Raw genomic sequence first — 20521 nt, 5'->3', positions numbered from 1 at the left:
GCGCACCGCGCCGCTCCCGGCGGCGCTCCTCACCCCTCGTCCCCCGCCCGGTAGACGCCGAACATCGCGCCCTGCGGGTCGCGCAGCACCGCGATGCGGGGGCCGTCCGGCACGCTCGTCGGCTCCATCAGGGCGGTGCCGCCGGCGCCCGTGGCCACGGCCGTCGCCCCGTCGACGTCGGCCACCGCGAAGTAGGGCAGCCAGTGCGGCGGCACCTCGGGCGGGAACTTGTCGTCCATCGGCACCATCCCGCCGAAGTCCGCCCCGCCCACGCCCCACTGCGTGTAGTTCTCCGAGGTGCGCACGGTCCAGCCGAACACGGTGGTGTAGAAGGTCTCCGCCCGCCGGGCGTCACGGGTCAGCAGCTCCACCCAGCCGAGCGCACCGGGCACGTTGAACAGCCCCGCGCCGGGGAACGCGCGGGCCTGCCAGAGCCGGAAGACCGCGCCGGTCGGGTCGGCGGCCACCACGAAGCGGCCCGCCTCCAGGACGTCCATCGGCCCCACGAGGACCCGGCCGCCCAGCTCGGTCAGCAGCCGGCAGGTGACCTCGGCGTCGGACACCCCGAAGGAGACGTTCCAGGCCACCGGCTGCTCCGGCTGGTACAGCGGGGTGAGTGCCGCCACGGCCGTGTCGCCGAGGTGGGCCATGGTGTAGCCGCCCGCCTCCTGCCGCGGGTCCGTCTCGGACCGCCAGCCGAACAGCTCGCCGTAGAAGCGCCGGGCGCCGTCGACGTCGGTGGTGCCCAGCTCCGTCCAGCACGGGCCGCCGGGGACGGGCTTGTCGAGCTTCATGAGGTTCCTTCCGCGCGGACAGGCCCCTTCCAGCACGCTAAGCCCCGGCCCGCGCCCCGGCCATCCGAAGGTCAGATCCCCGGCCGGTACCGGATCGGGTGGTCCGCGGGCACCTCGACCAGCACGATCGGCAGTCCGTCCGGGTCGGCGATCCACATCTCGACCAGGCCCCACGGTTCCTTGACCGGCGGCCGGACGATCTCCACGCCCTTCGCCCGCAGTTCCTCGTGGGCCGCCGCGGCGTCCGGCACCTGGAGCCAGAGCCGCAGGGAGGGGTCCGGCGGCGTGTCGGCGCGGCCGGACAGCTCCAGGAAGCCGCCGCCGAGGAAGTAGACGGTCCCGCGTTCGGGCCCGGTGCCGAACTCCCGTGCCACGGCGAGCCCCAGCCGTGCGCCGTAGAAGTCGCGGGAGCGGTCCGGATCGGTGGGCCGGATCAGCGTCCGGCTGCTCAGTACCTGCACCATGCACCCGGACACTAGCGCCTGTCGTCCGGATCGGCCCGGCCCGGAGCCGCCTGGGTCACGGGCCGTCCCGACCGGCCGGCCGGTGCCCGTTACCCTCGTACCGGCCCCGCCGCGCCCCGAGACTGGAGATCCCCCGTATGGACACCGCCGCAGCCACCCCGCTGAGCTTCCGCGACGCCACCGAGGCGGACGTGGACGCCCTGGTCGCGCTGGTGGAGTCGGCGTACCGGGGTGACTCCAGCCGGGCGGGCTGGACGACGGAGGCGGACATCCTCGACGGGCAGCGCACCGACCCCGAGGGCGTGCGGGACATCGTCACCTCGCCCGACAGCCGGCTGCTGACGGTGGAGCGCGACGGCCGGATCGTGGCCTGCTGCCAGCTCGAGCACCGCGGCGAGCACGCCTACTTCGGGATGTTCGCGGTCAGCCCCGCGCTGCAGGGCGCCGGCCTCGGCAAGGCGGTCCTCGCCGAGGCGGAGCGGCGGGCCCGCGAGACCTGGGGCGCCACCGAGATGCACATGACGGTGATCTCGGTGCGCGAGGACCTCATCGCCTGGTACGAGCGGCGCGGCTACCGCCGTACGGGCCGGACGTCGCCGTTCCCGTACGGCGACGAGCGCTTCGGCATCCCGCGCCGCGCCGACCTGGCCTTCGAGCTGCTGGTCAAGCCGCTGGTGTGACGTTTCGCCCGCCCGGCGCTCAGGCCGTGAAGCGGCCGGTGCGCTTGATCTCCGGGAGGTCGGTGGTCGCCCCGTCCAGCCCCAGGGCGCGCACCAGCCGGAGCTGGTCCTGGGTGTTCACCACCCAGCCGATGATGCGCAGGTCCTTCGCGCGGGCCAGCTCGACGATCTCCAGGGTGAGCCGGCGGATGTTCAGGCAGACCGTCGCGGCGCCCACGGCCACGGCCCGCTCGACCACGTCGGTGCCGTAGCGGCTGCCGATCAGCGCGGTGCGCACGCCGGGCACCAGCCGGGCGATCTCGGCGATCGCCTCGTCGTGGAAGGACGACACCTCCACCCGGTCCACCAGGGCGCGCGCGTGCAGCACCTCGGCGAGCGCCCGCGCCGCCTGCACGTCCTTGATCTCCGCCTGGAGCGGGCTGCGCACCGCGTCCAGGACCTCCTCGAACACCGGGACGCGCTCCCCGCGCCCCGCGTCCAGCGCGCGCAGCTCGGCGAGGGTCTGCTCGGCGATCGGGCCGGTGCCGTCGGTCGTGCGGTCCACGTCCGCATCGTGCATGACGACGAGCGCGCCGTCCTTGCTCAGGTGGAGGTCCAGTTCGATGACGTCGAGGCCGGCCTGCTCGGCGGCGACGAAGGAACGGAGGGTGTTCTCGGGCTCGACGCCCATGAGCCCGCGGTGACCGATGGTGAGGAAGTTCAACGTCGCCTCGCTTCCGTCGACGGCAGCCGGAGCCGCAGCCTAGTGCTCTTCGCCAGGGATGTACCCGCCCGTACGCCGGAGTTTCCGTCCCCGTCACACGGCCGGGGAAGGCGCCGTCCCGGCGGGGGGCGACAGGAAAAACTTCCGTCGTCATGAAGTCATACGGGACGATTTCCCGATGATCCCCTTGCTGGGGGAAACCTCGTCCGCATACGGTGTCCTTACGCGAGGTTCTCCAGTGGAGGATGGGACATGACGGAAATTCTTGTGCAGGCGGCGACCGAGGAGCAGGTTCCTCCGGCCGGCAGGGTCGTGGAGCACCCGGCCTGGCCGCGGCTCAAGGATGCCGTGGAGCAGATACGGCCGTGGCAGTCCAAGGACGGCTCGATCGACTTCGGCGCCGAGGGCGCCCCGGGCCGGGCCGACGCCGAGGCCGCGGTGCGCCGCGTGACCGAGGCGGTCCGCGAGCTCTCCCCGCTGCTCCCGCACGACGCCGCCTACCACGAGGCCCTGGTCGCGGACCTGCACGCGTGGGCCGACGGCGGCTTCGCGGTGCCGGACTTCCTGGACTCGCTGCTGGCCTTCCAGCCCGCCGCAGACCGCCGCGACGGCCTGCAGCACCTGGTCGTCTTCCCGATGTACACGCAGAACGGCAACCCCGACCGCAACCTCGAGGCGGTCGTGCTGCGCATGGTCTGGCCGGACTGGCTCGCCGAGCTGGAGCGCACCCGCTACGACAACCCGCTGTTCTGCGGCATCACCTTCGAGGACTTCACGGCCGGCTACGACACCAACTCCGCCGTCCTCTTCCCCGAGACCATCGCCGTCCGCCAGGCGCCGGAACGTTTCACCTGGGGTGGCATCTTCTGCGACCGCGAGGCCGCCCGCTTCCGCCGCGTCACCGCCGCCGCCGTCGACATCCTGGGCCTCGACCTGCCCGAGGACATCGCCGCGATGGTCGACGACCAGAAGCGCTGCCAGGACGCCTTCGTCCTGTGGGACATGGTCCACGACCGCACTCACAGCCACGGCGACCTGCCGTTCGACCCGTTCATGATCAAGCAGCGCCAGCCGTTCTGGATGTACGGCCTGGAGGAGCTGCGCTGCGACCTGACCGCCTTCAAGGAGGCCGTGAAGCTGGAGGCCGACGGCGTCCCGCAGGCCCGTGACGTGCAGTACGCGGTCCTCTTCGACCGCATGTTCCGCTTCCCGGTCACGGGCGAGCGGGTGCGCAACTACGACGGCCTCGGCGGCCAGCTCCTCTTCGCCTACCTGCACAAGCACGACGTCGTCCGCTGGACCGACAACAAGCTGCACATCGACTGGCAGCGCGCCCCGCAGGTCACCAACGAGCTGTGCGCCGAGATCGAGAAGCTGTACCGCGACGGCATCGACCGCCCGAAGCTCGTCCACTGGTTCGCCGGCTACGAGCTGGTCGCCGCCTACCTCGCCCCGCACCCCGGCTCCATGTGGGCCAAGGGCCCCGACGCCCTGGACCTGACCCAGCCGCCGCGCAAGCTGGTGGACGACGTGCTTCCGGACGAGTTTCCCCTGAGCATGTTCTATGAGGCACTGTCCAAGAAGCTGAAGAACGTGATCGCCTCCACCAAGGGCATCACGGCCGACGGCGCCGAGCGGGTCGCCGCGTGAGCGACCGACTCCAGCACACTGCCGCGAAGGGGAAGAACATGGGCAACGGGGCTCTCGACGGTGCGGTCATCGCGGTGGCCGGTGCGGGCGGACCCGCCGGCCGGGCGGCACTGCTGCGGCTGGCCGAGGCCGGCGCCACGGTCATCGGCGCGGACAACGACCCGGAGCGGCTCGCCGAGGCCGTGGACGCGGCCCGCTACGCCTCCGGCGGGGCCACGGTCACCGGGGAGACGGTCGACCTGCTCGACCTGCAGTCCACCCGTGACTGGGCCGCCCGCACCGAGAAGGAGTTCGGCCGCGTCGACGGCCTGGTCCACCTCGTCGGCGGCTGGCGCGGCAGCGAGACCTTCATCAAGACCAGCCTCGACGACTGGGACTTCCTGGAGCTGCTGCTCGTGCGCACCGTGCAGCACACCTCGCTGGCCTTCTCAGAGGTGCTCCAGCGCAGCGACCGCGGCCGGTACGTGCTGATCAGCGCCGCGGGCGCGACCAAGCCGACCGCGGGCAACGCCGCGTACGCCGCCGGCAAGGCCGCGGCCGAGGCGTGGACGCTCGCCATGGCGGACTACTTCCGCAAGGCCGGGGGCGAGCAGGGCCCGACGTCGGCGGCTGCCATCCTGGTGGTGAAGGCGTTGGTGCACGACGCGATGCGCGCGGACCGGCCCAACGCGAAGTTCGCGGGCTTCACCGACGTGAAGGACCTCGCCGAGGCGATCGTCGGGGTGTGGGAGAAGTCCGCCAAGGAAGTGAACGGACAGCGCCTGTGGCTCACCGAGAAGCCGTGAACCCCCCGAAGACCGACGCGCGTCGTCATCACGACCCGGAGGTCCGCGGTTTCGCCAGCGACAACTACGCCGGGGTCCACCCCGAGGTCCTGGCCGCCCTGGCCCTCGCCAACGGCGGCCACCAGGTGGCGTACGGCGAGGACGAGTACACCGAGAACCTCCAGCGGATCATCCGCGGCCACTTCGGTCCCACGGCGGAGGCGTTCCCGGTCTTCAACGGCACCGGGGCCAACGTCGTCGCGCTCCAGGCGGTCACCGACCGCTGGGGCGCGGTGATCTGCGCGGAGAGCGCCCACATCAACGTCGACGAGGGGGGCGCCCCCGAGCGCATGGGCGGCCTGAAGCTGCTCACCGTGCCGACACCGGACGGCAAGCTCACCCCCGAGCTGATCGACCGGCAGGCGTGGGGCTGGGAGGACGAGCACCGGGCGATGCCGCAGGTCGTCTCGATCACCCAGAGCACGGAGCTGGGCACCCTCTACACGCCCGAGGAGATCCGCGCGATCTGCGACCACGCGCACGCGCACGGCATGAAGGTCCACCTCGACGGCTCCCGGATAGCCAACGCCGCCGCCGCGCTGGACGTCCCGATGCGGACGTTCACCAACGCGGTCGGCGTGGACATCCTGTCCCTGGGCGGGACCAAGAACGGCGCGATGTTCGGCGAGGCGGTCGTCGTCATCAACCAGGACGCGGTCCGCCGGATGAAGCACCTGCGCAAGCTGTCGATGCAGCTCGCCTCCAAGATGCGGTTCGTCTCGGTGCAGTTGGAGGCCCTGCTCGCCAAGGACCTGTGGCTGCGCAACGCCCGGCACGCCAACGAGATGGCCCAGCGCCTCGCGGAGGGCGTGCGCGCGGTGCACGGGGTGGAGATCCTGCACCCGGTCCAGGCCAACGGCGTCTTCGCCCGGCTCCCGCACGACGTGAGCCTGCGCCTGCAGAAGCGCTTCCGCTTCTACTTCTGGGACGAGGCCGCCGGGGACGTGCGCTGGATGTGCGCCTTCGACACGACCGAGGACGACGTCGACGCGTTCGTCGCGGCGGTCAAGGAGGAGATGGCCCGGTAGCGGCCGGATCAGCTCACTGAATGCATAGGTATGCGATCACCTGAAAAGTCATTGACGCTCGGGTGATCGCTTTCCTATGCTCTGCGGGCATGCAGCTCATCCAGATGACGCCCGACCTCTCCGCGTACCTCGCCGCCGACGAGGTCATCGACCACGACCACCCGGTGGTCAGGCGGACGGCCGCGGGCCTCGCCCGGGAAGCCGTCGACTCGTATGACTATGCACGGGCCGCCTTCACGTTCGTCCGGGACACCATCCCGCACTCCCAGGACGCCGGGGACCCCCGCGTGACCTGGCGTGCCTCGGACGTCCTGGAGCAGCGCACCGGCATCTGCCACGCCAAGGCGCACGCGCTCGCCGCCCTGCTGCGCGCCGAGGACATCCCCGCCGCGCTGTGCTACCAGCGCCTGCGCCACGACGACAGTGACGGACACGTCGTCCACGGACTGGTCGCCGTCCGCTTCCACGGCGCATGGCACCGCCAGGACCCCCGCGGCAACAGACCCGGCGTCGACGCCCGGTTCTCCCTGGACGGCGAGCGCCTGGCCTGGGTCCCCGACCCGGCAGCCGGCGAGGCCGACCACCCGGAGCTGTACGCCACCCCCCACCCGCTGGTGCTCGCCGCGCTGCGCGCCGCACCCGACCGGGAACACCTGTGGAGGTCGCTCCCCACCGAGCTGCCCACCGCGCGCTGAGCCGGTCAGGCGGGGCCCGTGAGCAGGGCCTGCGCCGTCCGGCGGAACTCCGTCAGCAAGCGGCGGCGGTCTCCCTCCCGGGTCACCAGCAGCACCGGGGTGGGCCCGACGTCCTCCAGCGGCACCGTCGTCAGGTCGGGGCGCAGCGTGCGGGTCCGCGGCATCGGGACGATGGCCACCGCCCGCCCGTCGGCGATCACCTCGAACTTGTCCTCCAGCTCCTCCACGACCGGCCCGCCGGGCGCGGGACGCCCGTCGGGCCGCGGGTCGATGCGCCAGTACGCGTTCCACGCCGCGTCCTGCACCAGCGGCATCGGCTCGTCCGCGAGGTCGTCGAGGGTCACGCTCTCCTTGCCCGCCAGCCGGTGGTCCAGCGGTACGACCAGCACGCGCGGCTCGTCGTACAGGGGCGTGACCTCCAGGCCGTGGGTGCGCAGCGGCTGCCGGGTCACCGCCGCGTCGACCCGGTGGTCGAGCAGCGCGTCCCGGGACTCGTTCCACTTCAGGTGCACCGCGCGCACGTCCGCGCCGGGCCGGCGCCGGCGCAGCTCGCGCACCGCCGGTGTCACGATGATGCCGAGCGTGTAGCCCACGGTCAGCACGTCCGACTCCCCGGCGGACCGCGCGTACGCCGCCGCCTCCGCGGCCGCCCGCAACAGCGCCCGGGCGCGCGGCAGGAACGCCTCGCCGGCCTCGGTCAGCCGGGTGCCGCGCGGGGTCCGGTCCAGCAGCCGGGCGCCCACCTGCTGCTCCAGGCGGCGGATCTGCCGGCTCAGCGACGGCTGGGCGATGCGCAGCGCGTCGGCGGCCCGCCCGAAGTGGCGGTGCTCCGCGACGGCGGCGAAGTACCGCACCAGACGCAGGTCGAGGTCCACGGACGGCGGCGGGGTGGGCGGCATACCCCCCACGGTAACGCCGGCCGGCCCGCCGCGACCGCCGTGCGCTGCGGTGATGCCCGACGTGCATCACCCGGTGCGGAACGGGTCTTGGACCCGCGGGGCGGTCCGCCCGCAGGCTGGAGGCACCGGCCCGGCAGTGCATCCGCCGGGTCCCCTTCGTCAGACCCTGTCTGATTCCCGTTCGAGGAGTGCAGCGACTGTGCGTGTCTTCGTCACCGGTGCCACCGGCTTCATCGGCTCCGCCGTGGTCCGTGAACTGCTCGACGCCGGCCACCGGGTGGTCGGCCTGGCCCGCTCCGACCGGAGCGAGGCATCCCTCAAGGAGGCCGGAGCCGAGGCGCTGCGCGGCGATCTCGCCGACCTCGACGCCCTGCGCCGGGGCGCCGCGGAGGCGGACGGTGTCGTCCACCTGGCCTTCATCCACGACTTCCAGAACTACCCGGCCGCCGCCGAGGCCGACCGGCGCGCCATCGAGACCATGGCCGCGGAACTGGCGGGCTCCGACCGGCCGTTGGTCGCCACCTCGGGGACGCTGCTCGTCGCCCCGGGGCGGCTCGCCACCGAACGGGACGTCCCGTCGGGCCAGGGCCGGGCCCTGCCGCGCAAGTCCGAGGAGACCGCCCTGTCGTTCGTGGAGCGGGGCGTGCGCGCCTCGGTCGTGCGGCTGTCGCCGACCGTGCACGGCCGCGGCGACCACGGCTTCGTCCCGCAGGTCATCGAGGTGGCCCGCGCCAAGGGCGTGTCGGCGTACCCGGGCGACGGCTCCCAGCGCTGGTCGGCCGTCCACCGCCTGGACGCGGCGCGCCTGTTCCGGCTGGCCCTGGAGAAGGCCCCGGCGGGCAGCCGGCTGCACGGCGTCGACGAGGAGGGCGTGCCGGTCCGCGCCATCGCCGAGACCGTCGGCCGTCACCTGGGCGTCCCCGTGCGGTCGCTGCCGGCGGACCAGGCGGAGCAGCACTTCGGCTGGCTCGCGCCGTTCCTCTCGGTGGACGGCCCGGCCTCCGGCGCCCTGACCCGCGAGCTGCTGGACTGGCACCCCGAACAGCCGGGCCTGCTGGCCGACCTGGACGAGGGCCACTACTTCGGGGCGTGAACCGCCGCCCGGGGGAGGGTGCTCAGGAGAAGCGAGGAGCTCAGCGCGCCTCGGCCTCCCGGACCTGTTCCGGCGTCGGCGCCGTACCGCCGAGGTGGGCCGGCATCCACCAGGTGTCGTCCGGGCCCTTGGGGCGCACCGGGTAGGCGCGCTGGGCGGCCTCCAGCAACTCCTGGACGCGCTCGCGCAGACGGCGCGTGATGGCGCCCGCGTACTGGTCGCGCGGGGCCTCGAGCGCCTCGCCCACCCGGATGGTGATCGGCGTGTGGCTGCGGCGGAAGTTGCGCGGGTGTCCCTTGGTCCACAGCCGCTGCGTGCCCCACACGGCCATCGGGATCAGCGGGACGCCCGCCTCCTGGGCGAGGCGGGCGGCACCCGACTTGAAGCTCTTCAGCGTGAACGACGGCGAGATGGTGGCCTCGGGGAAGACACCGATGATCTCGCCGGAGCGCAGCGAGTCCAGCGCGTGCTGGTAGGCGGACTCGCCCTGGGCCCGGTCGACCGGGATGTGCTTCATCCCGCGCATCAGCGGACCGGAGATCCGGTGCCGGAAGACCGACTCCTTGGCCATGAACCGCACGAGGCGCTTCTGCGGGAGCGCGGCCAGGCCGTCGAAGATGAAGTCCAGGTAGCTGATGTGATTGCTCACCAGCACGGCTCCACCCGACCGCGGGATGTTCTCCGATCCCTTGCAGTCGATCTTGAGGTCCCAGACCTTGAACATCGTCTTCGCGAAACCGATGACGGGACGGTAGACAAGCTCTGCCATGGGTGGGGCGGACCCTTCCTTCTCTTCTCGGCCTGGGAAGGGGACTCCCGGCGGGAAAGTTACGCTGCCGTAGGTTTGCGGCATCTCGCAGATCGTGCCCGAAGAACGGCCGGACCTCCAGTCCTGGTGCCCGGCCACCGCGAGATCCTCGTCACGTCCGCGTGGCGCGACCCGCCCCGCCCGCCGGACTCACTCGGCGGGCACCGTCACCCGGCGCAGGAGCAGGTACCCCTCGCAGCCGAGGCAGTACCCGAAGGCCGCGTTGAGAAACGCCGCCGCGAGTGCCGCCCCCGTGGCCGCGAGTCCCAGCCACGCGGGTCCGGCCCAGAAGCCGACGAGCCCCACCCCGGCGAACACCAGCCCCACGGCCTGCGCGAACCGCGGCGGTTCGGGCGACTCGAAGGCGGTCGGCGGCCCGAGCCGGGGCCGTACCACCGCGCGGAACAGCCGGCCGTAGGGTGAGCGCGCCACCCCGCCCGCCGCGCCGAGCGCGAACGCCAGCGTCTGCCAGGCCAGCAGCCAGGCGCTGCCGGTGATCAGCACGACCGCGAGGACCACGGTCGTCACGGCCGCGCCGAAGCGCGGCCCTCGTGCATCGATGTCCATGAATCAAGCATTCCGCAGCGGAAACCGGGAAGGGAGGCGGGAATCTTTTCAGTCTCATGAACGGTTGAGCAGACGATGACGGGAATCGTGGTGTGCCTGGCGGTGCTCGCGGCGGCGAGCGCCTTCGGGGTCGTGCAACGACGGCGGAGCGGGAGGGTCCGGGTGCGCGGGCGGGACGAGGGCAAGCGACTGCGGTCCGACCGGCTGGGCGGCGAACTGGGCACGCGTGCCACGCTCGTGCAGTTCTCCACCGCCTTCTGCGCCCCCTGCCGGGCCACCCGGCGGGTGCTCGGCGAGGTGGCGGCCATGGTCCCCGGCGTCGCCCACCTGGAGATCGACGCCGAGGACCGGCTCGACCTGGTCCGGGAGCTCGACATCCTCAAGACGCCGACCGTGCTGGTGCTCGACGCCGACGGACGGGTCGTGCGCCGCGCCACCGGGCAGCCCCGCAAGGCCGACGTCATCGCCGCGCTGGGCGAGGCGGTGTGAGGTCGGCCGCGGCCCCGGGCCGCTCCGTGCGGACCGCTGTGAACTTGACCGGTCGGGCCCTGCGTCGTCAGCCTGACCCCATGCCCCAGGAACTCCTTCTCCACGGGCGGGTCCACGTCGACCTGGCCCGTCACGCGAGCGCGCGCTGTCCGGTCCGTTGAGCACCCACGGATTCCCGCGCCCCTCCTCGCAGAAGGACCACCACTCGATGACAGCCACGTCCGCCACGTCAGCCGCGTCGACCGCCTCGACCGCATCGGCCCCCGCGGGCCTCGGCACCGCCCGGCTCGCCTCTCCCGACCTGTTCCGCTCCGTCTTCCGGCGGCACGCGGCGGGCGTCGCCGTGATCACCGCGTCCGGTGACGGCGGCCCGGTCGGCTTCACCGCCACCTCCCTCAGCTCCGTCTCCGCCGAGCCCCCGCTGGTCTCCTTCGGCATCGGCACCGGCGCCTCGAGCTGGCCCACGGTGTCCCGGGCCGAGCACATCGGCGTCCACATACTCGGCGAGCACCAGCGGGAGCTGGCCGCCACCTTCGCGCGCAGCGGTGCCGACCGGTTCGGCGCGCCGACCTCCTGGCACGAGGGACCGCACGGCGTCCCCGTGCTCGACGACGTGCTGGCCTGGCTGGTGTGCCGCGTCCACGCGCGCGTGCCGGCCGGCGACCACCGCCTCGTGCTGGCCGAGGTCCTGCTCGGCGACCCCACCGGCGCCGGCCGGCCGCTGCTCTACCACCAGGGCCGTTTCACCGCGCTGCGTGATTGATCACGCCCCCGCGCCCTGCGAGATCGCTGCATTCCGGTTACGCTGCGTTGCACAGGTCACAGTTCAAAGCGCTTGCTTAGCGGGCAGGAACTGGGTGTACTGACGAGTAATATTTCGGTCGGAGCGCGGGCCGCCCCGGACCGGGAACGGCCGCTTCGGGCGCCTATGCTGCCTGGAAGTAGGCAGCCGATGAACTGACGATGCAGTAGGAGAGCCGGCGTGAGCTTGAGGATCGTTGTCACTGTGAAGTACGTGCCCGACGCCACTGGCGACCGGCACTTCGCCGATGACCTGACCGTCGACCGGGACGACGTGGACGGCCTGCTCTCCGAGCTGGACGAGTACGCGGTCGAGCAGGCGCTGCAGATCTCCGAGAACTCCGACGACGACGTCGAGGTCACCGTGCTGACGGTCGGCCCCGAGGACGCCAAGGACGCGCTGCGCAAGGCGCTGTCCATGGGCGCCGACAAGGCGATCCACGTCGAGGACGACGACCTGCACGGCACCGACGCCATCGGCACCTCCCTGGTCCTCGCCAAGGCGATCGAGAAGGCCGGCTACGACCTGGTCATCTCCGGCATGGCCTCCACCGACGGCACCATGGGCATCGTGCCCGCCCTGGTCGCCGAGCGCCTGGGCGTCCCGCAGATCACGCTGCTGTCCGAGGTCTCCGTCGAGGGCGGCACCATCACCGGCCGCCGCGACAACGACGCCGCCTCCGAGACGCTCGAGGCGTCGCTGCCGGCCGTCGTGTCGGTCACCGACCAGTCCGGCGAGGCCCGCTACCCGTCGTTCAAGGGCATCATGGCCGCCAAGAAGAAGCCGGTGGAGTCCTGGGACCTGTCCGACCTGGAGATCGAGGCGGACGAGGTCGGCCTGGAGGGCGCGTACACCAAGGTCGACGCCGCGAACGAGCGCCCGGCCCGCACGGCCGGCACCATCGTCAAGGACGAGGGCGAGGGCGGCAAGCAGCTCGCTGAGTTCCTCGCGGGCCAGAAGTTCATCTGAGCCCCGCAGCCGCTGACCGCCCCTCAACTTCGTTTCGCAGGAGATGCATTCCCATGGCTGAAGTCCTCGTCTACGTCGACCACGTGGACGGTGCCGTCCGCAAGCCCACCCTGGAGCTGCTGACGCTGGCCCGCCGCATCGGCGAGCCCGTCGCCGTCGCGCTGGGCAACGGCGCCGGTGACACCGCCGCCGTCCTCGCCGAGCACGGCGCCGTGAAGGTCCTCACCCACGAGGCGTCCGAGTACGCCGAGTACCTGGTCGTGCCGAAGGTCGACGCCCTGCAGGCCGCCGTCGAGCAGGTGTCCCCGGCCGCCGTGCTGGTGCCCTCCTCCGCCGAGGCCAAGGAGGTCGCCGCCCGCCTGGCGCTGCGCATCGGCTCCGGCATCATCACCGACGCCGTCGACGTCGAGGCCGGCGAGGAGGGCCCGGTGGCCACCCAGTCGGTGTTCGCCGCGTCGTTCACCACCAAGTCCCGTGTCGTCAAGGGCACCCCGGTCATCACGGTCAAGCCGAACAGCGCCTCCGTGGAGGCCGCCCCGGCCGCCGGCACCGTCGAGGCGCTGTCCGTGACCTTCTCCGAGAAGGCCACCGGCACCAAGGTCACGGGCCGCACGGCGCGTGAGTCGACCGGCCGCCCGGAGCTGACCGAGGCCGCGATCGTGGTCTCCGGTGGCCGTGGCGTCAACGGCGCGGAGAACTTCGGGCTCATCGAGGCGCTCGCCGACTCGCTCGGCGCGGCCGTCGGTGCCTCGCGTGCCGCGGTGGACGCGGGCTGGTACCCGCACACCAACCAGGTCGGCCAGACCGGCAAGTCGGTCTCGCCGCAGCTCTACATCGCCAACGGCATCTCCGGCGCGATCCAGCACCGCGCCGGCATGCAGACCTCGAAGACGATCGTGGCCATCAACAAGGACGCCGAGGCCCCGATCTTCGACCTGGTCGACTACGGCGTCGTCGGCGACCTGTTCGACGTCGTCCCGCAGCTCACCGAGGAGATCAAGACCCGCAAGGGCTGATCCCCGCCCGGCTGCCCGAGGCCCCCGTGACCGCTCCCGGTCGCGGGGGCCTCGGCCTTTGCGCTCCGGAACGACCAGTTGGTGGACCGGGTGTTGACCCGCGGGAAGATCCGCCGTTAGCTTCGTTCTACGGATTGTTGATTCCGTACAGCGGAAAACGAGAGGATGTGGCATGGGGCAGGGCCAGCAGGAGACGGTGGCGACGAGCCTCGCGGGCGCCGTCGGCGAGGAGATCAGCGCCTCCCTCGCGCCGGTCGACGCCGAACTGGAGCGGCGCTACCCCGGCGACCCCGGCACCCGGCAGCCCGTCCACACGGTCTACGTCCCCGGAGACGTCTTCGCCGCCGACACCCTGCGCACCTGGGGCGACCAGGCCCTCGCCGCCCTCGACGAACACGCCCCCGACGCCGCGTCCCTCGCCGCCGTCCTGGGCCTGCCGGACGACCTCGCCGGGCCGGTGCACACGCGCGTACGCGCCAAGCTGGAGCGCGAGCCCGTCGAGGACCTGCGGGTGGACTTCGAGGACGGCTACGGCCCCCGCCCCGACGCCGAGGAGGACCAGGCGGCCGCCCGCGCCGCCCGCCTGATCGCCTCGGCGTACGCCGACGGCACCGCCGCCCCCTACATGGGCATCCGCATGAAGTGCATGGAGGCCCCCGTGCGCGACCGGGGCATCCGCACGCTCGACGTGTTCCTCACCGGCCTGACGGAGCACGGCGGCCTGCCGGACGGGCTGGTCCTGACCCTGCCGAAGGTGACCTACCCCGAGCAGGTCACCGCGATGGTCCGGCTGCTGGAGGCCTTCGAGAAGGCGCACGGCCTGGAACCCGGCCGGATCGGCTTCGAGATCCAGATCGAGACCAGCCAGGCGATCCTGGCCGCCGACGGCACCGCGACCGTCGCCCGCATGATCCAGGCCGCCGAGGGCCGCGCCACCGGCCTGCACTACGGCACCTTCGACTACAGCGCCTGCCTCGGAGTCTCCGCCGCCCACCAGGCCAGCGACCACCCGGCCGCCGACCACGCCAAGGCGGTCATGCAGGTCGCCGCCGCCGGCACCGGCGTGCGGGTCTCCGACGGCTCCACCAACGTGCTGCCCGTCGGGCCGACCGCGCAGGTCCACGACGCCTGGCGGCTGCACTACGGGCTGACCCGCCGCGCGCTCGCCCGCGCCTACTACCAGGGCTGGGACATGCACCCGGGCCACCTGCCCACCCGCTACGCCGCCGTGTTCGCCTTCTACCGCGAGGGCTTCGCGCAGGCGGCCGCCCGGCTCGCGCGCTACGCCAACCGCACCGCCGGCGACGTCATGGACGAGCCCGCCACCGCCAAGGCCCTCAGCGCCTACCTCCTGCGCGGCCTGGACTGCGGCGCCCTGGACACCGCCGAGGTCACGGAGGCCACCGGCCTCACCCGCGCCGCACTGGAGGGCTTCGCCGCGCCCCGCCGGGGCGACCTCACGGCGTCGACGAAGTAGAGGCGGGGTCCGCAGAGCGGAGGCCGGGCCGCCGTGCGCAGCGGCACGACGGCCCGGCCCGGCCGCCCTACCGCGGGTGGCTGCCGTACGGGCGCGTGATGATCTCCATCCCGTGCCCGGCGGGGTCGTGGAAGTACAGGCCCCGGCCGCCGTGGTGGTGGTTGATCTCGCCGGGCTGCCGGCCGTGCGGATCGGCGAAATAGGTGATCCCGGCCTGCCGGATCCGCTCGAAGGCGGCGTCGAACTCGTCGTCGGAGACGAGGAACGCGTAGTGCTGCATGACGAGGGACTCGGCGGGGATCGAGGCGAAGTCCAGGGTGACCCCGTTGCTCGTGGCGACCGGGACGAACGGCCCCCACTCGGCGCCGACTTCGAGCCCCAGGATGTGCGCCAGGAAGCGCGCGGACTCGTGGTGGTCCTCGGCGTGGACGATGGTGTGGTTCAACTCGACGGACATGTGTGGAATGCCTCCGCGGGCAATCTCACGGGCACCTCCATGCCTCACCCGGCCGGTGACCGACACGCGATGCCGTGCTTCCGATCCTAGTGGGCGAACAGGTGCTCCAGCCCGGACCGGGTCACCCGGTCCTCCTGCGCGAACAGCCGCGTGCCCCGCACGCACAGGTGCGCGTCGGCCCGTGCCCGGGCGCAGAACTCCTCCGGGGTGTCCCCGAAGAGGCGCCTCAGCTCGGCTGAGTCCAGCAGCAGTTCGGTGATCAGGGCGCGCTGGCCGGGGTGCTCGCGCGGCAGCCCGTCGCCGTCGCGCAGGACGCCCCGGCGGTTGGCGTAGGCGAACGCCTCGGGCAGGACCGTGCCGTCCGCCAGCTCGATGCGGACGTCCGGCACGGGCAGCCGTACGCGGACGAAGTTGCCGTCGGGCAGCGTGGCGCCCTCGCTGGCGTCGATCACCGCCAGTTGCCGGGCGTCCAGCCAGATCACGACCAACTCCCGCACGGCTGAGGGGCAGTGGACCGGCGCCGCCGAGACGTACCCCATGCGGCTGATGTGGGCGGAGACGCCGACCCCGAGGCCCGTGACCCGGCACCGCACCATGGGGACCGGCGCGGTGATCCCGAACGTGGCCATCTTGTGGCGCAGTTGGCCGGGGCAGGCGTTGGAGCCGACGCACAGGACCGGGGTGCGCTCCGGGTGGACCAGGCGGTCCAGGGGCAGCATCCGGTCGCCGGCCAGCAGCCCCGACTCCCGGGGCCAGGTGCCGGGGTAGGCCAGCGGCACCTCGCGCGGGACGTCGGCCAGCCCCAGCTCCTCCAGCGTCGCTCCCGCTTCCACCGGCGCCTCAGTCCGCCGGGGGCAGCTCGCCCGAGCCGCGGGCGATCAGCCGCGTGGGCAGCTCGATGCGCTCGGGCAGCAGGAGCGCCCCGTCGAGCTGCCGGAACAGCCGGTCGGCCGCCGTACGCCCGAGGGCCGCCGCGTCCTGCGCCACGACGGTGACGCCCGGCTGCAGCAGGTCGGCCAGTTCCAGGTCGTCGAACGCCACCAGGGCCACCGGCCGGGACTGCTCCGCGAGCACCCTGATCACGGTGACCGTCACCCGGTTGTTGCCGGTGAAGACCGCGGTGACCGGCGAGGGTCCGGACAGCATCTCCTCCGCCGCGCGGCGCACCCGCGCCGGGTCGGTGGCGCCGAGGGACATCCAGGCGTCCTCGACGGCTATCCCCGCGTCCTCCATGGCGGTCCGATAGCCGCGCAGGCGCTCGGAGGCGGTGTGGATGCGGGGCATGTCGCCGATGAAGCCGATCCGGCGGTGCCCGTGCGCCACGAGGTGGGCGACACCCTGCCGCGCGCCCCCGAAGTTGTCCGACAGGACGCAGTCGGCGTCGATCCCGCCGGCGGGCCGGTCCACGAACACCGTGGCCACGCCCGCCTTGATCTCCGGCTCCAGGTAACGGTGGTCGTCGCCCGCCGGGATGATCACGAGGCCGTCCACGCGGCGTGCGCACAGCGCCAGCGCCAGCTCCTGCTCGCGGTCGGGGTCCTCGGCGCTGGAGCCGTTGATCAGCAGGGCGCCGTGCGCGCGGGCCACCTCCTCGACGGCGCGGCTGAGCGGACCGTAGAACGGGTCGGCGAGGTCCTCCAGGACCAGGCCGATGCTCGCGGTGCGGCCCTTGCGCAGCACGCGCGCGCTGTCGTTGCGGCGGAAGCCCAGCGCCTCGATGGCCTCCTGCACGCGCCGCTCGGTCTCCGGGGTGACGCCCGGCTCGCCGTTGACCACCCGGGACACGGTCTTCAGGCCCACGCCCGCGCGGGCGGCGACGTCCTTCATGGTGGGACGGTTGCCGTAGCGTGGGGCGCTCGGACGGTCGGCGCGGCGGGGCGTCTCGGGCACGATGCGGAGTCCTTTGTCCTGTGGTCCACGGGTTCGCGGGGGCCTGGCGGGACCGGTCCGCACGGAACGGGTCCGTGGGGATGCGGAAGTCCCGTGGTGTGTATGAGGATGTGGCGTCGAGCATAGAGCCTGGACAACGTTGTCAGATGCGGGAGAGACTGTCCATCGCAATCTCCGGCCCGCGTCCCCCACCGCTGGACCGGCCAGCCCTTTTTCGTGGTGAGCGGGAGATCCCAGACTGATGCACACCGACCTCGTGGCCGCGCTCGACATCGGCGGCACCAAGATCGCCGGGGCGCTGGTGGACGGCGACGGCACGATCCTGGCCCGCGCACAGCGCCCCACGCCCGCCCGGGAGGACGGTGACACCGTCATGCGGGCGGTGGAGGAGGTGCTGCGGGAGCTGACCGCGTCCGAGCTGTGGGGGCGGGCGCGGGCCGTCGGCATCGGCAGCGCGGGGCCGGTGGACGCGACCGCGGGCACCGTCAGCCCGGTCAACGTGCCCGGCTGGCGCGACTACCCGCTGGTCGACCGGGTCCGCGCCGTCACCGGGGACCTGCCCGTCGAGCTGATCGGCGACGGCGTGGCCATCACGGCGGCCGAGCACTGGCAGGGAGCGGCGCGCGGCCACGACAACGCGCTGTGCATGGTGGTCTCCACGGGCGTCGGGGGCGGGCTGGTCCTCAACGGCCGCCTGCACCCGGGGCCGACGGGCAACGCCGGCCACATCGGCCACATCAGTGTCGACCTCGACGGCGATCCGTGTCCGTGCGGGGCGCGCGGCTGCGTCGAGCGGATCGCGAGCGGGCCGAACATCGCCCGCCGGGCGCTCGCCGACGGCTGGCGGCCGGGCCCGGACGGCGACGCGTCCGCGGCCGCGGTGGCCGACGCGGCCCGCGCCGGCGACCCGGTCGCCGTCGCCTCCTTCGAGCGGGCCGCGCAGGCCCTCGCCGCGGGCATCGCGGCCACGGCGACGCTGGTGGAGATCGACATCGCCGTCGTCGGCGGCGGCGTGGGCAAGGCGGGCGAGGTGCTGTTCGCCCCCCTGCGCCAGGCCCTCACGCGGTACGCCACCCTGTCGTTCGTCCGACGCCTGACGGTGGTCCCGGCCCAGATGGGCACCGACGCGGGACTGGTGGGGGCCGCGGCGGCGGCGCTGGCGGGACGAGCGGGGGCGGCGCCGGCGGGGGTGTGAGCGCGCCCCGCAGGAACGTCACGGGCGCCCGCGTGCCCGAGGAGCCCCCGGGCCGCGGCGGGCCGTCGAACCCGGCCGGGGGTGGGCCGTGGCGCCCGGCCGTGGATGGGCCGCCCGGAGGCCGGCCGGCACCCCGGACCGTGACCTCCCGCCCGGTCCGGTAGTTGATCCCGGCATGAAGAAGCGCAGCATGCTCGCCATCGCCTCCCTGGCCACCGGGTTCGTCGTCGCGGCCATCACCCCGTCCCACGGGCAGGACGCCGAGACCCTCGGGAACCTGAACGTGGGCGACACCCTCAGCTCCCTCGACCACACCATCGCCAGCGAGAGCTTCGCCCTGGACGACGACGCGGCGGGCCGTACCGACTGAGACGGGCCGCTTCCCCCGGACCACGGCGCCGGTGCCCCCGAGGGGGCGCCGGCGCCGTCCCGTCGTCCGGGGCGCCCTCAACTGGGCCTGGTTTCCGTGGCAGGGTGGAGCGGGCAAGCCACAGGGGGCCAACAGAAGAGGGGGACACGTGACCGTCGTCTGGATCAACGGCGCGTTCGGTGCGGGGAAGACGTCCACCGCACGGGAGCTGATCGAACTGATCCCGAACAGCACGCTCTTCGACCCCGAGGTCATCGGCGCCGGACTCCCGCACCTGCTGCCGGCCAAACGCCTCGCCGAGGTCGGCGACTACCAGGACCTGCCCATCTGGCGGCGCCTGGTGATCGACACGGCGGCGGCGCTCCTCGCTGAGCTGGGCGGCACCCTCGTCGTCCCCATGACCCTGCTGCGCCAGGAGTACCGCGACGAGATCTTCGGGGGCCTCGCGGCCCGCCGCATCCCCGTACGGCATGTGCTGCTCGCCCCGGCGGAAACGATCCTGCGCACGCGGATCGGCGAGCGGGAGGTGCCGGACGACCTGCCCGACGGCGAGCTGCGGCTGCGCAGATGGGCGTACGATCACATCAAGCCGTACCGCGCGGCGCTCGCCTCCTGGCTGGCCGCCGACGCGCACCTGGTCGACACCGGTGCCCTCACCGCGCACGAGGCCGCCGTCCGCGTCGCGGAGGCCGTCCGCACCGGCGCGGCGCCCGTCCGCGCCATCGTGCAGACCCCCGAGCCCACCGCCGAGACCCAGGCCGCGGGCGTGCTGCTCTTCGACGAGCAGGACCGCGTGCTGCTGGTCGACCCGACCTACAAGCCCGGCTGGGAGTTCCCCGGCGGTGTCGTCGAACGCGGTGAGGCGCCCGCGCGGGCGGGCATGCGCGAGGTCGAGGAGGAGACCGGGATACGGCTCACCGAGGTGCCCCGGCTGCTGGTGGTCGACTGGGAGCCGCCGAAGCCGCCCGGCTACGGCGGTCTGCGCCTCCTGTTCGACGGCGGCCGGCTCGAACCGGCGGCCGTCGAGGACCTGCTGCTGCCCGGCGCCGAACTGCGCGCCTGGCGCTTCGCCACCGAGGAGGAGGCCGCGACCCTGCTGCCTCCGGTCCGCTACGCCCGCCTGCGCTGGGCCCTGAGGGCCCGCGAACGGGGCGCCGCGCTGTACCTGGAGGCGGGGGAGCCGGTGGGCGAGACGCCCCCCGCGGCCTGAGGCGAGAGTCGATCCTTCCAGGCGGCGGCACCGAGCACGCCCGCCCCCGGACCTGTCCTGTGCTCCTCGCCCGCCGCTGACCTGGCAGGTGGCCGCGCGACCGCAGCGGGGCACCTCCGACTGTCAGACCCAGGTGGCAGCATCACCGGAGTGGACGCCCCGAGGCGTCCTCGACCGACCTCCACAGCGAACCAAGAGGAGCATTCCCCCTTGCGACTTCATCGGGTAACGCCCGCCATCGCCGCGGCCGTCCTCGCCCCGGCCCTCCTGCTCGCCACCCCGTCCTTCGCCGCCACGACGGCACCGGCCGCGGTGCCCGGGTCCGCGGTGTCCTCGTCCGCGGACGAGCCGGACGCCGACGACCTGAAGGTGGCCATAGCCCGGATCCTCGCCGACCCGGACAGCGGTCGGCGTGTGACGCGAGAAGCCAATGCCCTGCTG

23 protein-coding genes and 1 pseudogene are annotated in these 20521 nt (G+C 73.2%); 15 read left to right on the top strand and 9 right to left on the bottom strand.

The genetic code is table 11. The features are described from left to right. Positions 1–29: 29 nt before the first annotated feature. Both E4U92_RS09795 and E4U92_RS09790 read right to left on the bottom strand, forming a co-directional pair. The gene (locus tag E4U92_RS09795; RefSeq protein ID WP_137299910.1) at positions 30–794 is read right to left on the bottom strand and encodes a VOC family protein; all 765 of its coding nucleotides are present in this window, start codon (positions 792–794) and stop codon (positions 30–32) included. A 71-nt stretch (positions 795–865) separates the two neighbouring features. After that, positions 866–1258, bottom strand: a complete 393-nt coding sequence (locus tag E4U92_RS09790; RefSeq protein ID WP_137299909.1) for a VOC family protein — start codon at positions 1256–1258, stop codon at positions 866–868. A 137-nt stretch (positions 1259–1395) separates the two neighbouring features. On the opposite strand from E4U92_RS09790, the gene E4U92_RS09785 reads away from it, so the two are divergent. Continuing rightward, a complete protein-coding gene (locus E4U92_RS09785; RefSeq protein WP_137299908.1) occupies positions 1396–1938 on the top strand; it encodes a GNAT family N-acetyltransferase in 543 nt (180 codons plus the stop codon). A 19-nt stretch (positions 1939–1957) separates the two neighbouring features. On the opposite strand, the gene E4U92_RS09780 is transcribed toward E4U92_RS09785, so the two are convergent. Then, entirely contained in the window at positions 1958–2641 is a 684-nt protein-coding gene (locus E4U92_RS09780) for a glycerophosphodiester phosphodiesterase (RefSeq protein ID WP_137299907.1), read from the bottom strand. A gap of 252 nt (positions 2642–2893) precedes the next feature. On the opposite strand from E4U92_RS09780, the gene E4U92_RS09775 reads away from it, so the two are divergent. The 4 genes from E4U92_RS09775 (at position 2894) to E4U92_RS09760 (ending at position 6838) form a co-directional block, all read left to right on the top strand. After that, positions 2894–4291, top strand: coding sequence for a DUF6421 family protein (locus tag E4U92_RS09775; RefSeq protein ID WP_137299906.1), 1398 nt, complete (start codon positions 2894–2896; stop codon positions 4289–4291). Positions 4292–4329: 38 nt separating this feature from the next. After that, positions 4330–5076, top strand: coding sequence for an SDR family oxidoreductase (locus E4U92_RS09770; protein ID WP_137299905.1), 747 nt, complete (start codon positions 4330–4332; stop codon positions 5074–5076). Further along, positions 5073–6143, top strand: a complete 1071-nt coding sequence (locus E4U92_RS09765) for a threonine aldolase family protein (protein ID WP_137299904.1) — start codon at positions 5073–5075, stop codon at positions 6141–6143. Before E4U92_RS09770 ends, E4U92_RS09765 begins: the two co-directional genes overlap by 4 nt. A gap of 89 nt (positions 6144–6232) precedes the next feature. Further along, on the top strand, positions 6233–6838 hold the full coding sequence (locus E4U92_RS09760; RefSeq protein ID WP_168725079.1) for a transglutaminase domain-containing protein: 606 nt from the start codon (positions 6233–6235) through the stop codon (positions 6836–6838). A 5-nt stretch (positions 6839–6843) separates the two neighbouring features. On the opposite strand, the gene E4U92_RS09755 is transcribed toward E4U92_RS09760, so the two are convergent. Then, the gene (locus E4U92_RS09755) at positions 6844–7737 is read right to left on the bottom strand and encodes a LysR family transcriptional regulator (RefSeq protein WP_137299902.1); all 894 of its coding nucleotides are present in this window, start codon (positions 7735–7737) and stop codon (positions 6844–6846) included. A 199-nt stretch (positions 7738–7936) separates the two neighbouring features. Between E4U92_RS09755 and E4U92_RS09750 the strand changes: the two genes are divergently transcribed. Continuing rightward, positions 7937–8830, top strand: coding sequence for an SDR family oxidoreductase (locus tag E4U92_RS09750; RefSeq protein ID WP_137299901.1), 894 nt, complete (start codon positions 7937–7939; stop codon positions 8828–8830). Between the two features lie 40 nt (positions 8831–8870). Here the strand turns inward: E4U92_RS09750 and E4U92_RS09745 are convergent, their stop codons facing one another. After that, positions 8871–9599 carry a lysophospholipid acyltransferase family protein gene (locus E4U92_RS09745; RefSeq protein WP_137299900.1) on the bottom strand — a complete coding sequence of 243 codons (729 nt, stop codon included), beginning with the start codon at positions 9597–9599 and terminating at the stop codon, positions 8871–8873. A gap of 189 nt (positions 9600–9788) precedes the next feature. Continuing rightward, positions 9789–10205, bottom strand: a complete 417-nt coding sequence (locus E4U92_RS09740) for a DUF4395 domain-containing protein (protein ID WP_137299899.1) — start codon at positions 10203–10205, stop codon at positions 9789–9791. 75 nt (positions 10206–10280) lie between these two features. Between E4U92_RS09740 and E4U92_RS09735 the strand changes: the two genes are divergently transcribed. The 5 genes from E4U92_RS09735 to E4U92_RS09715 all read left to right on the top strand — a co-directional run bounded on the left by E4U92_RS09735 (position 10281) and on the right by E4U92_RS09715 (position 14958). Next, positions 10281–10694: a TlpA family protein disulfide reductase gene (locus E4U92_RS09735; protein ID WP_137299898.1), complete on the top strand. Its 414-nt coding sequence runs from the start codon at positions 10281–10283 to the stop codon at positions 10692–10694. A gap of 208 nt (positions 10695–10902) precedes the next feature. Then, entirely contained in the window at positions 10903–11457 is a 555-nt protein-coding gene (locus tag E4U92_RS09730; protein WP_137299897.1) for a flavin reductase family protein, read from the top strand. A gap of 219 nt (positions 11458–11676) precedes the next feature. Then, complete coding sequence (locus E4U92_RS09725) at positions 11677–12465, top strand: electron transfer flavoprotein subunit beta/FixA family protein (protein ID WP_137299896.1); 789 nt, start codon at positions 11677–11679, stop codon at positions 12463–12465. A 53-nt stretch (positions 12466–12518) separates the two neighbouring features. Then, positions 12519–13481, top strand: coding sequence for an electron transfer flavoprotein subunit alpha/FixB family protein (locus tag E4U92_RS09720; protein WP_137299895.1), 963 nt, complete (start codon positions 12519–12521; stop codon positions 13479–13481). A 172-nt stretch (positions 13482–13653) separates the two neighbouring features. Then, a complete protein-coding gene (locus E4U92_RS09715; RefSeq protein WP_137299894.1) occupies positions 13654–14958 on the top strand; it encodes a DUF6986 family protein in 1305 nt (434 codons plus the stop codon). Positions 14959–15025: 67 nt separating this feature from the next. Here the strand turns inward: E4U92_RS09715 and E4U92_RS09710 are convergent, their stop codons facing one another. The 3 genes from E4U92_RS09710 to E4U92_RS09700 all read right to left on the bottom strand — a co-directional run bounded on the left by E4U92_RS09710 (position 15026) and on the right by E4U92_RS09700 (position 17305). After that, entirely contained in the window at positions 15026–15415 is a 390-nt protein-coding gene (locus E4U92_RS09710) for a VOC family protein (RefSeq protein ID WP_137299893.1), read from the bottom strand. Positions 15416–15501: 86 nt separating this feature from the next. Next, complete coding sequence (locus tag E4U92_RS09705) at positions 15502–16248, bottom strand: hypothetical protein (RefSeq protein WP_137299892.1); 747 nt, start codon at positions 16246–16248, stop codon at positions 15502–15504. A 7-nt stretch (positions 16249–16255) separates the two neighbouring features. Beyond that, positions 16256–17305, bottom strand: coding sequence for a LacI family DNA-binding transcriptional regulator (locus E4U92_RS09700; RefSeq protein ID WP_137299891.1), 1050 nt, complete (start codon positions 17303–17305; stop codon positions 16256–16258). 241 nt (positions 17306–17546) lie between these two features. Between E4U92_RS09700 and E4U92_RS09695 the strand changes: the two genes are divergently transcribed. The 4 genes and pseudogenes from E4U92_RS09695 to E4U92_RS09675 all read left to right on the top strand — a co-directional run. After that, positions 17547–18500, top strand: a complete 954-nt coding sequence (locus E4U92_RS09695) for an ROK family protein (protein WP_137299890.1) — start codon at positions 17547–17549, stop codon at positions 18498–18500. A 175-nt stretch (positions 18501–18675) separates the two neighbouring features. Next, the gene (locus E4U92_RS09685; protein ID WP_137299889.1) at positions 18676–18870 is read left to right on the top strand and encodes a hypothetical protein; all 195 of its coding nucleotides are present in this window, start codon (positions 18676–18678) and stop codon (positions 18868–18870) included. A gap of 148 nt (positions 18871–19018) precedes the next feature. Beyond that, positions 19019–20080 carry an NUDIX hydrolase gene (locus E4U92_RS09680; RefSeq protein ID WP_137299888.1) on the top strand — a complete coding sequence of 354 codons (1062 nt, stop codon included), beginning with the start codon at positions 19019–19021 and terminating at the stop codon, positions 20078–20080. Between the two features lie 210 nt (positions 20081–20290). Next, a pseudogene (locus E4U92_RS09675) lies at positions 20291–20521 on the top strand (ALF repeat-containing protein); the annotation flags it as partial.

This window comes from Streptomyces galbus (assembly GCF_005280195.1).
Classification (GTDB): Bacteria; Actinomycetota; Actinomycetes; order Streptomycetales; family Streptomycetaceae; genus Streptomyces; species Streptomyces galbus.
The sequence above is the reverse complement of the archived record's forward strand: the minus strand, read 5'-3'. Positions and strand labels throughout refer to the sequence as shown.

What these genes read in the sequence shown, in the direction of transcription:
- E4U92_RS09795 (WP_137299910.1), bottom strand. Translation starts at nt 794, where the DNA reads ATGAAGCTCGACAAGCCCGTCCCCGGCGGCCCGTGCTGGACGGAGCTG.
- E4U92_RS09790 (WP_137299909.1), bottom strand. Translation starts at nt 1,258, where the DNA reads ATGGTGCAGGTACTGAGCAGCCGGACGCTGATCCGGCCCACCGATCCG.
- E4U92_RS09785 (WP_137299908.1), top strand. Translation starts at nt 1,396, where the DNA reads ATGGACACCGCCGCAGCCACCCCGCTGAGCTTCCGCGACGCCACCGAG.
- E4U92_RS09775 (WP_137299906.1), top strand. Translation starts at nt 2,894, where the DNA reads ATGACGGAAATTCTTGTGCAGGCGGCGACCGAGGAGCAGGTTCCTCCG.
- E4U92_RS09770 (WP_137299905.1), top strand. Translation starts at nt 4,330, where the DNA reads ATGGGCAACGGGGCTCTCGACGGTGCGGTCATCGCGGTGGCCGGTGCG.
- E4U92_RS09760 (WP_168725079.1), top strand. Translation starts at nt 6,233, where the DNA reads ATGCAGCTCATCCAGATGACGCCCGACCTCTCCGCGTACCTCGCCGCC.
- E4U92_RS09755 (WP_137299902.1), bottom strand. Translation starts at nt 7,737, where the DNA reads ATGCCGCCCACCCCGCCGCCGTCCGTGGACCTCGACCTGCGTCTGGTG.
- E4U92_RS09745 (WP_137299900.1), bottom strand. Translation starts at nt 9,599, where the DNA reads ATGGCAGAGCTTGTCTACCGTCCCGTCATCGGTTTCGCGAAGACGATG.
- E4U92_RS09740 (WP_137299899.1), bottom strand. Translation starts at nt 10,205, where the DNA reads ATGGACATCGATGCACGAGGGCCGCGCTTCGGCGCGGCCGTGACGACC.
- E4U92_RS09735 (WP_137299898.1), top strand. Translation starts at nt 10,281, where the DNA reads ATGACGGGAATCGTGGTGTGCCTGGCGGTGCTCGCGGCGGCGAGCGCC.
- E4U92_RS09730 (WP_137299897.1), top strand. Translation starts at nt 10,903, where the DNA reads ATGACAGCCACGTCCGCCACGTCAGCCGCGTCGACCGCCTCGACCGCA.
- E4U92_RS09720 (WP_137299895.1), top strand. Translation starts at nt 12,519, where the DNA reads ATGGCTGAAGTCCTCGTCTACGTCGACCACGTGGACGGTGCCGTCCGC.
- E4U92_RS09715 (WP_137299894.1), top strand. Translation starts at nt 13,654, where the DNA reads ATGGGGCAGGGCCAGCAGGAGACGGTGGCGACGAGCCTCGCGGGCGCC.
- E4U92_RS09710 (WP_137299893.1), bottom strand. Translation starts at nt 15,415, where the DNA reads ATGTCCGTCGAGTTGAACCACACCATCGTCCACGCCGAGGACCACCAC.
- E4U92_RS09695 (WP_137299890.1), top strand. Translation starts at nt 17,547, where the DNA reads ATGCACACCGACCTCGTGGCCGCGCTCGACATCGGCGGCACCAAGATC.
- E4U92_RS09685 (WP_137299889.1), top strand. Translation starts at nt 18,676, where the DNA reads ATGAAGAAGCGCAGCATGCTCGCCATCGCCTCCCTGGCCACCGGGTTC.